The sequence below is a fragment of the Winogradskyella sp. UBA3174 genome, assembly GCF_002364335.1.
In the GTDB taxonomy this organism is placed as follows: Bacteria; Bacteroidota; Bacteroidia; order Flavobacteriales; family Flavobacteriaceae; genus Winogradskyella.
The window spans coordinates 1-14,292 of sequence record NZ_DEXW01000045.1; the positions used below are offsets into that span (position 1 = coordinate 1).

Annotated in this window: 14 protein-coding genes; 12 read left to right on the plus strand and 2 right to left on the minus strand. The window is 32.7% G+C overall.

Features of this window, described 5'->3' with window-relative positions:
- The 12 genes from rpsI to B2U95_RS07805 all read left to right on the plus strand — a co-directional run.
- Positions 1-171, plus strand: a 171-nt coding sequence (rpsI, locus tag B2U95_RS07750; protein ID WP_296314752.1) for a 30S ribosomal protein S9, incomplete at its 5' end; no start/stop codon positions are given.
- Between the two features lie 173 nt (positions 172-344).
- On the plus strand, positions 345-1,313 hold the full coding sequence (gene rpsB, locus B2U95_RS07755) for a 30S ribosomal protein S2 (protein WP_296314534.1): 969 nt from the start codon (positions 345-347) through the stop codon (positions 1,311-1,313).
- 82 nt (positions 1,314-1,395) lie between these two features.
- The gene (tsf, locus tag B2U95_RS07760) at positions 1,396-2,370 is read left to right on the plus strand and encodes a translation elongation factor Ts (RefSeq protein ID WP_296314538.1); all 975 of its coding nucleotides are present in this window, start codon (positions 1,396-1,398) and stop codon (positions 2,368-2,370) included.
- A 212-nt stretch (positions 2,371-2,582) separates the two neighbouring features.
- Positions 2,583-3,290, plus strand: coding sequence for a UMP kinase (gene pyrH, locus B2U95_RS07765; protein ID WP_296314541.1), 708 nt, complete (start codon positions 2,583-2,585; stop codon positions 3,288-3,290).
- 48 nt (positions 3,291-3,338) lie between these two features.
- Positions 3,339-3,893, plus strand: a complete 555-nt coding sequence (gene frr / locus B2U95_RS07770; RefSeq protein WP_296314544.1) for a ribosome recycling factor — start codon at positions 3,339-3,341, stop codon at positions 3,891-3,893.
- A gap of 69 nt (positions 3,894-3,962) precedes the next feature.
- Entirely contained in the window at positions 3,963-5,243 is a 1,281-nt protein-coding gene (locus B2U95_RS07775) for a DUF5686 family protein (RefSeq protein WP_296314547.1), read from the plus strand.
- 357 nt (positions 5,244-5,600) lie between these two features.
- Complete coding sequence (locus tag B2U95_RS07780) at positions 5,601-6,191, plus strand: hypothetical protein (protein WP_296314550.1); 591 nt, start codon at positions 5,601-5,603, stop codon at positions 6,189-6,191.
- 20 nt (positions 6,192-6,211) lie between these two features.
- Complete coding sequence (locus B2U95_RS07785; RefSeq protein ID WP_296314554.1) at positions 6,212-6,478, plus strand: hypothetical protein; 267 nt, start codon at positions 6,212-6,214, stop codon at positions 6,476-6,478.
- Between the two features lie 512 nt (positions 6,479-6,990).
- Positions 6,991-9,399: an efflux RND transporter permease subunit gene (locus tag B2U95_RS07790; RefSeq protein ID WP_296314556.1), complete on the plus strand. Its 2,409-nt coding sequence runs from the start codon at positions 6,991-6,993 to the stop codon at positions 9,397-9,399.
- A gap of 31 nt (positions 9,400-9,430) precedes the next feature.
- Entirely contained in the window at positions 9,431-10,876 is a 1,446-nt protein-coding gene (gene asnS / locus B2U95_RS07795; RefSeq protein ID WP_296314559.1) for an asparagine--tRNA ligase, read from the plus strand.
- A 73-nt stretch (positions 10,877-10,949) separates the two neighbouring features.
- Complete coding sequence (gene rpoN / locus B2U95_RS07800; protein ID WP_296314562.1) at positions 10,950-12,416, plus strand: RNA polymerase factor sigma-54; 1,467 nt, start codon at positions 10,950-10,952, stop codon at positions 12,414-12,416.
- Positions 12,417-12,428: 12 nt separating this feature from the next.
- On the plus strand, positions 12,429-13,037 hold the full coding sequence (locus B2U95_RS07805) for a hypothetical protein (protein ID WP_296314564.1): 609 nt from the start codon (positions 12,429-12,431) through the stop codon (positions 13,035-13,037).
- Here the strand turns inward: B2U95_RS07805 and B2U95_RS07810 are convergent.
- On the minus strand, positions 13,032-13,736 hold the full coding sequence (locus tag B2U95_RS07810) for a porin family protein (protein WP_296314567.1): 705 nt from the start codon (positions 13,734-13,736) through the stop codon (positions 13,032-13,034). The genes B2U95_RS07805 and B2U95_RS07810 overlap by 6 nt on opposite strands.
- A 94-nt stretch (positions 13,737-13,830) precedes the next feature.
- Entirely contained in the window at positions 13,831-14,292 is a 462-nt protein-coding gene (locus B2U95_RS07815; RefSeq protein WP_296314570.1) for an ExbD/TolR family protein, read from the minus strand.

Consider the following 14,292-nt stretch of genomic DNA (forward strand, 5'->3'; position numbering starts at 1 on the left):
CAGGCAGAAGCAATACGTTTAGGCCTTTCTCGCGTTATGTGCGAGTTAGATCCTGAAAACAGAATAGTATTAAAGCCAGAAGGTCTATTAACTAGAGATCCACGTATGGTGGAAAGAAAGAAATTCGGACAAAAGAAAGCCCGTAAGAAATTCCAATTCTCGAAACGTTAATATCCAAACAACATTTAATTCAGAATCTGTTATTACGGATTCTGAATTATTTTATTTTATTGAAAAGATTCTGAAATACTTTCAGATTTTAAAGTTTAGCATCTAAATGATTAAGGCGAGCCAAAGCGACCACTTTATCATTGCTAATTTAACAGAACGTAAACTATTACAAAATGGACAAAATAGAAGTAAAAGAATTACTTGACGCAGGTGTACACTTCGGTCACCTTACACGTAAATGGAACCCAAACATGGCTCCTTACATATATATGGAACGTAACGGTATCCATATTATTAACCTTTACAAAACAGCAGCAAAAATTAAAGAGACTTCTGAAGCATTAGCTAAAATAGCAGCATCAGGAAAAAAAATCTTATTCGTAGCTACTAAAAAACAAGCTAAAGACATCGTTGCAGAAAAAGCAGGTGCTGTAGACCAGCCTTACATTACTGAACGTTGGCCAGGTGGAATGTTAACTAACTTTGTTACTATTAGAAAAGCTGTTAAGAAAATGGCTATGATTGATAGAATGAAGAAAGATGGTACATTTAATTCTCTATCTAAAAAAGAGCGTTTACAAGTAGATCGTCAACGTGCTAAATTAGAAAAGAATTTAGGTTCTATCTCTGATATGACACGTTTACCAGGTGCTATATTCGTAGTTGATATTATGCGTGAGCATATTGCAATTAAAGAAGCACAGAAATTAAACATTCCAATCTTTGCAATGGTAGATACAAATTCTGACCCTCGTGAAGTAGATTATTTAATTCCTGCAAATGATGATGCTTCAAAATCAGTTGATAAGATCTTATCTATTGTTACTTCTGCAATCGCAGATGGCTTAAACGAAAGAAAAGCTGAACGTGATGATAAAGATGCTAAAGCTCAAAAAGCTGAAGCAAAAACTGAAGTTAAAGCTGAAGTTAAAGCTGAAGCAAAAACTGAAGTTAAAGCTGAAGTGAAAGCTGAAGTTAAGGCTGAGGTTAAAGCTGAAGTTAAGCCAGAAGTAAAGGCTGAGGTTAAGGCTGAGGTTAAGGCTGAAGCTAAGTCAGAAGTAAAGGCTGACGCTAAAAAAGAAGCAAAACCAGCAGCTAAGAAAGCTGAAAAAGCTCCGGTTGCTTCACAAGAAGAAGAATAAATAACATTTATATACTATTAAAAGTCATTTGGTTCTTTTCACTTCGAAAATTAATTAAATGACTTTTTAAATTTTAAAAACTATGGAAAATACTGTAAAAATTACAGCGGCAGAAGTAAACAAGCTAAGACAAGCAACTGGTGCTGGTATGATGGATTGTAAAAAAGCTTTAGTTGAGGCTAGTGGTGATTTTGATAAAGCCATTGAAGTTTTACGTAAAAAAGGACAAAAAGTTGCAGAAAAAAGAGCTGACAGAGATTCTTCTGAAGGTGCTGCTGTTGCTAAAATTAATGCTGATAATACTTCTGGTGTTGCAATAGTATTAGGATGTGAGACTGATTTTGTTGGTAAAAATGAAACATTTATAGCATTGGCTAATGATTTAGCTGACATTGCTCTTAACCATAATAATAAAGAAGAATTTTTAGCTGCGGATTTCGGAGGAATGACTGTTGCTGAAAAGCTAGTTGAGCAAACTGGAGTTATTGGTGAAAAATTAGATATCACTGCTTTCGAAAAGTTAGATGCACCATACGTTGGTCATTATGTTCATATTAACAAAATTGCTGCGTTAGTAGGTTTGTCTGCAAAAGTAGAAAACGTTGAAACTTTAGTTAAAGATGCATCAATGCAAGTCGCTTCTATGGGAGCAACAACATTGTCTTACAAAGATTTCGATCCTGCTTTTATTGCCTCAGAAACTGAAGCACGTATTGCCGTTATCGAAAAGGATAATATCGAATTTGGACGTTTAGGTAAGACCTTAAAGAATGTACCAAGCTACATCTCTATGGCACAATTAACTCCAGATGTTATTGCTGAAGCTGAAAACACTGCAAAAGCAGAATTAAAAGCTGAAGGTAAGCCAGAACAAATTTGGGATAGAATTTTACCAGGTAAAATGGAACGTTTTATTTCTGATAACACAACTTTAGACCAAGAGAAATGTTTGTTGGATCAAAAGTTTATTAAAGACGAAAAGCAAACAGTTGCTAAGTATGTTGCCTCTTATGGTGATGTTTCTGTAACTGGCTTTAAACGTGCTACAGTTGGATAATTAATAGTTCTCAACATTACATACTAAAAAAGCTTCCTAATTATGGAAGCTTTTTTTTTGGAGTTTATTTCACTTTTACAGATGCTAATAATTATGTAGTTTTGTTAAACTTTCAAAACATACATGAAATGAGCCATAATCATATATTATTTTCAATTAATATGACACTTGGTAAACTTCATTACACCTAAAATAGTAATAGAAACTATATAATGAAATACAAAAGAGTACTATTAAAATTATCAGGCGAAGCCTTAATGGGAAACCGTCAATATGGTATCGATCCAGAGCGTTTATCAGAATATGCTGAAGACATCAAAGAAATCACCAAATTAGGTGTTGAAGTTGCTATCGTAATTGGTGGTGGAAATATTTTTAGAGGTGTCGCTGGTGCCATGAATGGTATGGATCGTGTCCAAGGTGATCACATGGGCATGTTAGCCACAGTTATTAATGGCTTAGCATTACAAAATGCACTTGAAGATGCTGATGTAAAAACACGTTTACAAACCGCAATTAAAATTAACGAAGTCGCAGAACCTTTCATTAGAAGAAAAGCAATGAGCCATTTGAGAAAAGGACGTGTTGTTATTTTTGGTGGTGGAACCGGAAACCCGTACTTCACTACAGATTCTGCCGCAGTGTTGCGTGCCATAGAAATTGAAGCTGATGTTATTCTAAAAGGAACTCGTGTTGATGGTATTTATACTGCCGACCCAGAAAAGGATAGCTCAGCTGTTAAGTTTGATCATATATCTTTTAAAGACGTTTTACTTAAAGGTCTTAAAGTTATGGATACAACAGCTTTTACATTAAGTCAAGAAAATGAATTGCCAATTATTGTTTTTGACATGAATAAAAGAGGAAACCTACTTAAAGTAATTTCTGGTGAAAATATAGGAACAGAAGTAAATGTTTAAATTATTGGCTTAAATTTTGATAACTATTATTAGTTAAAATTCAAAACTATGAACGAAGACATTAAATTTATAATAGACACAACAAAGGAAGCTATGGATGCCGCCTTAAAGCATCTCGAGAAACAATTAGTTAACATTAGAGCTGGGAAGGCTAGTCCTTCAATGCTAGGTAGTGTTATGGTAGACTATTACGGTTCTCAAACACCACTTAGTCAAGTTGCTAATGTAAATACACCAGATGGTAGAACTATTTCAGTACAACCATGGGAAAAAAGTATGTTACAAGAAATAGAGCGCGGTATTATGTATGCTAATTTAGGTTTTAATCCTATGAATAATGGCGACCTTATTATTATTAATGTACCACCTTTAACAGAAGAACGACGTAAAGATTTAGCAAAACAAGCTAAAGCTGAAACTGAGCATGCAAAAGTTGGTATTAGAAGTGCCCGAAAAGAAGCCAATAACGACATTAAAAAATCTGAGGCCTCTGAAGATTTACAGAAAAATGCAGAGATAGATGTACAATCACTGACCGATTTTTACGTTAAGAAAATAGAAAGTATTCTAGACGCGAAAGAAAAGGAAATAATGACTATCTAATCTTAGCACTGAAGACTATTACATCCTAATTTTTTTGGGATGTTTTTTTAATCCCAATTTATACTATAAATGCTACAGCGTCTTTTTGTTGTTCTTCTTATTTGCTTTGCAACAAATAGCTTTGCACAACAACCTGATTCAAAAGAGAAAGATTCTACTGAAACAAAGCAAGACTCAATAAAAAAAACAGAATTTCTTAAGAATATAGGAAATGGGTTTTTACCATTTAATTATTTCAATATGGACTTACGCTATCTTGTAAAGTTCAATCAGTATGAAGGTTTTAGAACGGGTTTGGGAGGTGTAACAAATAATCGCTTTTCTGAACGTTATCGTATAAACGGTTATTTAGTATACGGTTTTAAAGATAAGCGCTATAAATATAGAGTTGGTGGTGGTTTTAGAGTTAATGAAACACAAAACACTTGGGTTAATCTTTCTTACACAGATGATTTACAAGAAACAGGGAGTTCGTCTTTTTTAACAGATAAACGCTTCTTTACTTTTTTTGAACCACGTTTATTAAATATAGATTTATTTCACAGACATATTACGAAATCAATCGCTTTAGAACATAAAGTATCAAATCACTTACTTTCTGAAACTGAAATAGCAACTAGCAAAATAAATCCTACATATTTCTATAATTTCGTATTAGATGACAGGGTTTATAACACATTCGATTTAAGTACATTAAAATTAAGTTTGCAATGGAGTCCATTCAGTTCTTTTGATAGTGTAGATGAAAAGGTATCAACACTAAAAGAGGGTTTTCCAAAATTTACAATTCAATTTACACAAGGTTTTAAATCTGTTTTAGGTAGTGATTTCAACTTTTCGAAATTAGACTTTAGAACTGTTCAACAATTTAATCATAAAAACGAATCTGTAACTAAAATTGTTTTAGTTGCTGGTATAGCCGGTGGAGAAACACCCCTTACCCACTTGTATCATGCCTATCCTAACAATATTAGAAAGGAAACCATTTTGCAACGTTTTTCTGTAGCTGGTTTAAATAGTTTTGAAACCATGTATTTTAATGAATTTTTTAGTGATAAGTTTTCGACGTTACAAATAAAACATGCTTTTAGACCCTTTAATATTTCAGAACGGTTTAAACCTCAATTAGTTTTAATATCTAGATATGCTGTTGGGACAATGCGAAGTATAGATAGACACCAAGGGGTAGAATTTAATACTTTAGAAAACATCTACTCAGAATCTGGTTTTGAAATTAATAAACTCATCTTTGGCTTTGGTCTGAGCTTTGCTTACAGATATGGCGGCTACCACTTACCTAATTTAGAAGACAACATTGCTTTTAAATTTACCTTTAATATTTCGTTGTAGTGGTTTAAAATCGATATATAATTGTGATTTTTTAACTCGTTCATATAGAATTATAGTTTTAATAATAACGACAATAATACATATCTGACTGATTGTGATGGTTGGTTAAATATCACCGTTAATTATGTACTAGTACCATGCGAGTGTGATCTACATCACCCGCCAGATGGTTGTGACCTAACAACTTGTCATACAACAGGTTATTGGAGACAGTATACCACATATGAATGTTTTGCTTTTAACGGTGGAAGCAATGACCCCAACGACACTACAAACCCAGACGATACAGCTACTGGTTCTGGTGGAAATAGTAATTTACCTAATGATACTAGTGATAATGACTTCTCTGCAACAACATTGATTGATGAGAGATGCTTAAACGGAAAAATAAAAATAGACAATGTTTGTGTTTGCCCACAAGGTAAAATTGAGGAAGCAGAGGGTAACTGTAATTGCCCTAATGGCTACACGGAAGATTGGCGGAAAAACTGCATAAAAGCCTGGAAATGTGCTGAGTTAAGCAAATTATTGCAATCTTATCTTGGTACAACCAACCCTTATTTAGATGCTGACACTAAAAGTGTAAGAATTGCACTTACAAATATCGATGATGACTTAGATAATACTAGTGAATCTGGGTTTGGTTTATTTAATTTAGGTGAATATGAAACATGGGGACCAACAGCACAAAATGTACCTACAAGTGCCAATAGAATGGTAAGATTTCCACCTAGAAATTATCAATTTGGTACAATTCACACACATCCTAATGGCAGTCTTACAGATGGTGAACAAACCGTACCTATGTTCTCTCTAGAAGATATTTATACCCTGTGGACTTTAGCTGATTCTTATGGAACAGGTTCAGAATCTCTACAGAACGAAAATTCTGCTGGTAATGATTTATTTGTTTGTATTTTGGTAGTGAAACTAAAACCTATGCTATAAAAATTAAGAATATAAATCAATTGCAATCACTCCAAAATTTAAATTCTAACAGAAGTAGGTGGAGAAGAAACAGTCAAAGACTAATTGAGAAGTACAATGCTGATGCTGATGGTTCCGCAGAACAATACCAAAAGACCTTTTTAGAATTTGTTAACGCAAATAACCTAGGAGTTTCTTTATTTGAGATGGGTCAAGAAAACACCGCTACATCAGGAGTTAATGAAAATTCGACAGAACTAGTATTAAATGATGTAGATGACGTAATACCGAATCCATGTAACTTATAAAATTAAATGATTGTGAAAAAAATAATACTATTTACTCTGTTGATAGTTTCAACACTATCATGTAAAGCACAAATTGTAGATTTGGATTCAAATCTCAACGAACCTGAGGGTACATACTATAAAGACCTAAATAATGAACTAAATAAATTTGTTGGAACTTGAGAATTCACTGATAACAATAAAACACTAATTATTTCTTTTCAAAAAAGGCTACACGTACAATTAAACAATCATTATGCTGGAGGTATATTACCAGAGGTAAACTCACCAAACCAACCTAGAGTACCTTATGGTACTTATATAATGGAGAAACAGTAATTAAACAATACAAAATAAAATGCCCAAAATACTAATTTTATTTTAGGCTTTTTTACATAAAGTCGTTCAATTATAGTAATTATATTTCTTAAAATAAATGATAACGCAGTTTGCTTTTAACCAAATTTTATTCATGTTAAATAACTAACTAATCCTTGGGTTTTTTCTACCTTTGTTGCTCATTTTAAGTACAAATGTTTAAACTATTTACCACAGGATTTTGGGAAGCTGTTGCAAGAATTATTCTTCGCAACAAAATCTTCATTTTAATCGCCATAATACTGGCAACTGTGTTTTTTAGTCTGCAATGGAAACACATGCGTTTCACCTACACCGAAGCTAATATGTTACCAGATGACCACGAGGTAAATATTACGTATAACGACTTTTTAAAAGTCTTTGGTGAAGAAGGTAATCTTATTGTACTTGGTGTAAAAGATTCGAGTTTATTTACTGTAAAACAACTTAATGCATGGAATAACCTTGGTGAGTCTTTTAAAGCTTTCGATGAAGTAGAGACGGTATTATCTATAAAAGATCTTCAGAAATTAGTAAAGAACACTAAAAAAGAACAATTTGATTTAGAGCCTTTTATAAAAGATTCTATTACGACTTTAGCAGAAATTAATAAACTACAGGATGAGTTATTTAAACAGTATCCTTTTTACGACAACTTCTTATTTAATGCTGAGACAAAAACAATTCGTACAGCAATATATATTAAGAAAGACATCGTTAATACCTCTGCCAGAAAAGATTTTGTAATTGATGATTTAGAATCTAAAATAATTGAGTTCGAAGCGCAAACAGGATTAGATGTTAGGGTGTCTGGAATGCCATACATTAGAACACTTAATGCGCAGAATATTGTTGACGAGATACCAATTTTTATTGGAGCAGCATTATTTGTAACCTCACTCATTTTCTTCTTATTCTTTAGATCCTTTAGAGCCACAATTATTTCTCTAATTGTTGTTTGTTTTGGTGTGATGTGGACCTTTGGTATTATAGGGTTACTAGGCTATGAAATTACAGTTCTCACAGCATTAATTCCGCCTTTGATAATTGTTATAGGTATACCCAACTGTATTTTCTTAATTAATAAATATCAGCACGAGGTTAAATCTCATGGTAATAAAGTAAAATCATTACAGCGCGTTATTACAAAGGTTGGTAATGCAACATTAATGACTAACGTTACTACTGCCTCTGGTTTTGCTACATTTATCCTTACAGAAAGCAAACTATTAAAAGAGTTTGGTATTGTTGCATCGCTTAGCATACTTGCTATTTTTATACTTTGCTTACTTGTAATACCAATTATATATACGTTTTTACCTTACCCTAAAGAACGCCATTTAGAGCATTTAAATAAACGCTGGATTGGTGGTTTTGTAGATTGGACAGAGCGTATGGTAAAACACAAAAAAATCACCATTTATGCCACTGCACTTATTTTAATTATTGCTAGTATGATTGGTATGAACCAGATTAAGATTTCAGGAAGTCTTATTGAAGATATGCCAAAAGACAAACAATTCTTTAAGGATATACGCTTTTTTGAAGAAGAGTTTAATGGCATAATGCCATTAGAAATTATGGTAGATACCAAGCGGAAAAAAGGAGTTATGAAATTGGCCACCTTAAAACGCATCAATGAGTTAGAAGAACTTATTCTTGAAACACCCGAACTTTCTAAACCAATTTCTGTTGTAAGTCTCGTAAAATATAGCAAACAAGCGTATTATAATGGCAATCCTAAATATTACCAATTACCAACAAGCCAAGAAAATAGTTTCATTTTGGCTTATGCTAAGAACTCTTCCTCAGAGAATGATATGCTTAAAAACTTTGTAGACAGTACTGGCCAATATGCACGTATCACTACTTTTATGAAGGATATTGGGACAGATAAAATGGAACGTATTCAAGAAAATCTTCAAAATAAAATTGATAAAGTCTTCCCTAAAGAACGTTACGAAGTTACAATGACTGGTAAAGCTTTAGTGTTTCAAAAAGGAACTAAATATTTGGTTAAAAATCTTGTGATTTCTTTAACCTTGGCTATTTTTCTTATTTCATTGTTTATGGCATATCTATTCCGTTCGTTCAGAATGATTATTGTGTCACTAATTCCTAATTTACTACCGCTTTTAGTTACTGCCGGTTTAATGGGTTACGTTGGTGTGCCAATTAAACCATCAACCATATTAGTATTTAGTATTGCTTTTGGAATTTCGGTAGATGACACCATTCACTTCTTAGCAAAGTACAGACAAGAATTACAAGCCAATAACTGGAAGATTAGAAAATCGGTGTATGCTGCGCTTAGAGAAACGGGAGTAAGTATGTTTTACACATCTATTGTGTTGTTCTTTGGCTTTTCAGTATTTACAATTTCTAGCTTTGGTGGTACTGTGGCTTTAGGTGCTTTGGTTTCTATTACGTTACTTTTCGCAATGCTATCCAACTTACTTTTATTACCATCGCTTTTATTATCATTAGAGCGTAAAATTGCAAATAAGGAAGTTTTAAGAGAACCAACAATTAATATAATTCCTTCAGAAGATGATTCTGAAGACGACATAAAACAACAAGAATAACATTTATATTAGCATTCAAAATATTTAAAAGATGACAACAAAAACCGTAGCGGAATTACTTGCACAAAATGTGACCACACAAGATGTTACTGTAAAAGGATGGGTACGAACCTTTAGAGCAAATCGTTTTATTGCACTTAATGATGGATCTACCATAAATAATATTCAGTGTGTTGTAGATTTTGAAAATTTTGACGAAGCACTTTTAAAACGTGTTACAACAGGAGCTGCGATTCATGTTACTGGAGAATTGGTGGAAAGCCAAGGTAAAGGACAATCATTTGAAATTGTTGTAAAAACTCTAGAAATTTTAGGGGATTCTGATTCGGAATCATACCCAATTCAACCAAAAAAACACTCTTTTGAATTCTTAAGAGAGAATGCACATTTACGTACTAGAACAAATACATTTAGTGCTATAATGCGTTTGCGTTCGTCATTATCATTTGCGGTACATAAGTACTTTAATGAAAATGGTTTTTATAATATGCATACACCAATTATAACTGGCAGTGATGCTGAAGGTGCTGGTGAAATGTTTCGGGTAAGCACATTAGATCAAAAAAAACCACCATTAACAGAAGATGGCAATATAGATCATACTAAAAATTTCTTTGGAAAAGACACCAATCTTACTGTTTCGGGACAATTAGAAGCTGAAACTTATGCCATGTCTTTAGGTAAGGTTTATACTTTTGGACCAACTTTTAGAGCTGAAAACTCTAACACTTCTCGTCATTTATCTGAATTTTGGATGATTGAGCCAGAAGTTGCTTTTATGGATTTAGCTGGTAATATGGATTTGGCTGAAGACTTCATGAAATCTGTTTTGAGCTATATACTTGATAACAACCAAGACGATTTAGAATTTTTAGAAAAACGTTTGTTAGACGACGAAAAAACGAAACCACAACTAGAACGTAGCGAGCTGAGCTTAATTGAAAAAATTAAGTTCGTAGTAGATAACAACTTTAAGCGTGTTAGCTATACAGAGGCAATAGATATTTTGCGAAATTGCAAACCCAATAAGAAGAAGAAATTCAAATATATCATTAACGAATGGGGAGCAGATTTACAATCTGAACACGAACGTTTCTTGGTAGAAAAGCACTTTAAATGTCCTGTAATATTATTTGATTATCCAGCAAACATTAAAGCATTTTACATGCGTTTAAATGAACCTGATAATGAAGGTCGAGAAACTGTTAGAGCAATGGATGTTCTTTTCCCAGGAATTGGTGAAATGGCTGGAGGTTCTCAGCGTGAAGAGCGTTTAGATGTCTTAAAAGAAAAGATGAAAGCACTAGACATTTCTGAAGAAGAATTATGGTGGTATTTAGATTTACGTAAATACGGATCAGCAGTTCATTCTGGGTTTGGATTAGGTTTTGAGCGCTTAGTCATGTTTGTAACCGGAATGGGAAATATTAGAGATGTTATTCCTTACCCAAGAACACCTCAAAATGCAGAGTTTTAAATAAAATATTAAACCTGTTAGGTTTCCAAAACCTAATAGGTTTTTTCTTATTTTTATAATCAACAGAAATTTTATGTCCCTAAAGCAGTTTTTATCATTCAAACTATCACAGAAGCTATCTCCACAGCAGATTCAACTTATGAAGTTGATTCAGTTGCCTACACAAGCTTTTGAACAACGTTTAAGCCAAGAACTAGAAGAAAACCCTGCATTAGATACCGGAAAAGAAACAGAGGAAAACGAGGATAACATTGATGATTTTGATAATTCTGAAGACGATTACGATGATAATGAAACCATTGATGCGGATGACATCAATATTGATGAATATTTGAGTGATGACGAAATACCCGAATACCGTACACAAGCCAATAACTACAGCGCAGATGATGAAGATAAAAGCATTCCTTTTGCCGCAGGCACATCGTTTACACAACATCTTACAAATCAATTAAACACATTTAGACTATCTGAGGAAGAAGAAGAAATTGCATATTTCTTAGTTGGCAGTGTTGACGAGAGTGGTTACATTCGTCGCTCACTTTCTGATATTACAGATGATTTAGCATTCACTCAAAACGTTTTTACAACAGAAGAGGAGATTGAGAAAGTACTTCAAATTGTACATCAACTCGATCCTGGTGGAGTTGGAGCACGTAATCTACAAGAATGTTTAAGTATTCAATTGCATCGAAAAGAGCAAAGCCCAAATGTAGAATTAGCAACTACAATTATTGATAAAGCTTTTGAGCAATTCACAAAAAAGCACTATAAAAAATTATTACAAAAATTTAGCATTACTGAAGACCAACTAAAAGACGCTATTGAAGAAATAGAACGCTTAAACCCTAAACCCGGAGGGTCATACGCAGGTAATAATAAAATCGTAGAACATATCGTACCAGATTTTGCTATTAAAATTGTTGATGGTGAATTAGAGCTAACACTTAACGGCAGAAATGCACCTGAACTTCATGTTTCTAGAGAGTATAATAATATGCTTAAAGGCTATAAGGATACTAAGGAGAAATCTAAAGCTCAAAAAGATGCCGTAATGTTTATAAAACAAAAGCTTGATGCTGCTAAATGGTTTATTGAAGCTGTTAGACAACGCCAACAGACACTCTTTGTAACTATGAGTTCTATTATGCATTATCAGAAGGCGTTCTTTCTAAGTGGTGACGAGCGTAAGCTACGTCCAATGATTTTAAAAGATATAGCAGACGAAATAGAAATGGATGTGTCTACAATTTCTCGTGTCGCAAACAGTAAATATGTAGATACTCCCTATGGAACTAAACTTATAAAAGTGTTCTTTTCTGAATCTATGACTAATGATCAAGGTGAAGAAGTTTCAACTAGAGAAATTAAAAAAATTCTTGAAATAGTTATTGAAGAGGAAAATAAAAAGAAACCGCTAACTGACGAAGCACTTTCTAAAATTTTAAAAGAAAAAGGGTATCCAATAGCAAGGAGAACTGTAGCTAAATACAGAGAACAATTAGACCTTCCTGTTGCTAGATTGAGAAAGAAGATTTAAGACTATTATAGAATGAAGGATTTTATTTTAAAAGGTATTTCGTTTGTTTTTCACCCATTGATTATGCCTTTGTTGGGTGTCTTATTTTATTTTTCTAAAACACCACGATTTATACCGATGCCTATTATTAAGGCAAAAATCTTCTCAATTATTATTTTAACTATGGTCTTACCAATGCTCCTGTTTTTATTACTAAAAACGGTTAACAAAGTAGACAGTATATATTTAAAAAGTACGAGAGAAAGGCTTATTCCGTTATTAATAAACTGTATTATAGTTGTATTAATACTACTAAGAGTATTAACACCAAATGAAATTATTGAACTCTATTATTTCTTTTTGGGTATACTCTGCTCTACGTTAACATGTCTTATATTGGCTTTGTTTAAAGTAAAAGCTAGTATTCATATGATTGCCGCAGCAGGATTTTTTATGTTCGCTGTTGCATTAGGAATTCACTATCAAATAAATATCAATGGCACAATTGCTCTAATGATGATAATATTAGGGGCAATAGCTACATCTAGGCTTCATCTTAACGCACATACTAACCAAGAATTACTTATTGGAACTATTGTAGGCTTATTTCCTCAGTTAATACTTGTAAATTATTGGTTATAATATATAGAACATCAGCCCTATTTTAAAAGACTTAATGTCTAAACCATTGTCTCCTAACCTAGCATTATTACCAAAAATAGGATTAAGACCGTAGTAAGCATGAAAATTCCATGTACTATAACCAATACTTAGGGTTAAACCATATTGTAACCTATTAAAATCGTCTAAGTTTAAGAGGTTTACATCACCTGCATTACTCTTAAATTTAGTTGTGTTGTAAACCAAGTACCCTAATTTAAATCCTGTGTAGATTCTCCAAAAATTATAATCAGTTCTAGTGGACGTTCTCCATCTAAATTCGAACGGCACTTCTACTAAATAGGTTGTAAATTTATTCTTTGAAACATTTATTTCACTCTCATCAATAATACCATAAGTAATTTCATTATCAATTTCGAGAATAGATATGTTTTGGTTGTAAGAGTTTGTAGAAATTCCAATACCGATTCCTAATGCTTTATTTCTTCTTTCGTTAATAGGCATATCTCTTATAAAACCAAAATGAAATCCAGAAGAAAAACCACTTTGCGATACATTCTCATTCTCAGGTTTATTACTTAATAGATTATAAGTAATAGATACATAAAATTGATCTTCCCTATAGTCTTCATATAATTGAGACTTAGTCGTTTTTTTACTGTTCTGTGCAAAACTAAAACCACCTATTAATAAAAGGAAAAAGAAAACATTTCTATTCATAAGTATAAATCTACAAAAACTGAGTAGGTAAACAATAAAAAAACGCCTTGATAACTCAAGGCGTTTTAATTATAAAATTAAGGACTAAAATTAATTAGTCAATTTTAGTGTTTGTAATGTACATTACTTTTAAAGCATTAGCTTCTCGAAGTTCTTGTTTGATGTCTGATACTAAACCAGCATTAGTTTTCACATCTATCTTCAAACCAACAACAAACCTTTTTTGCAAAGCTTCATCTAGTTTATTAATAGCTTCGTAAACAGAGGTCTGTATTGCATCAATACCTACAAATGCATCATTAATTTGAATACGAGATTCATCACCAAATTTCTTAAAATCTTTAGATGGTTTACCTGCGTAAATAAACATTGTCCTATCTTTCTTTAGCTTCTCAATCTGATCTGCCTTAGGTAATATATTCTCAATCATTAATGAATTATCTCTCATAACGGTTGCCACCATAAAAAAGAAAAGTAACATAAATACAATATCAGGTAGTGATGCCGTTGAAATTGCTGGCAACTCCCCTTTTTCTTTGTTTCTAAATTTAGACAT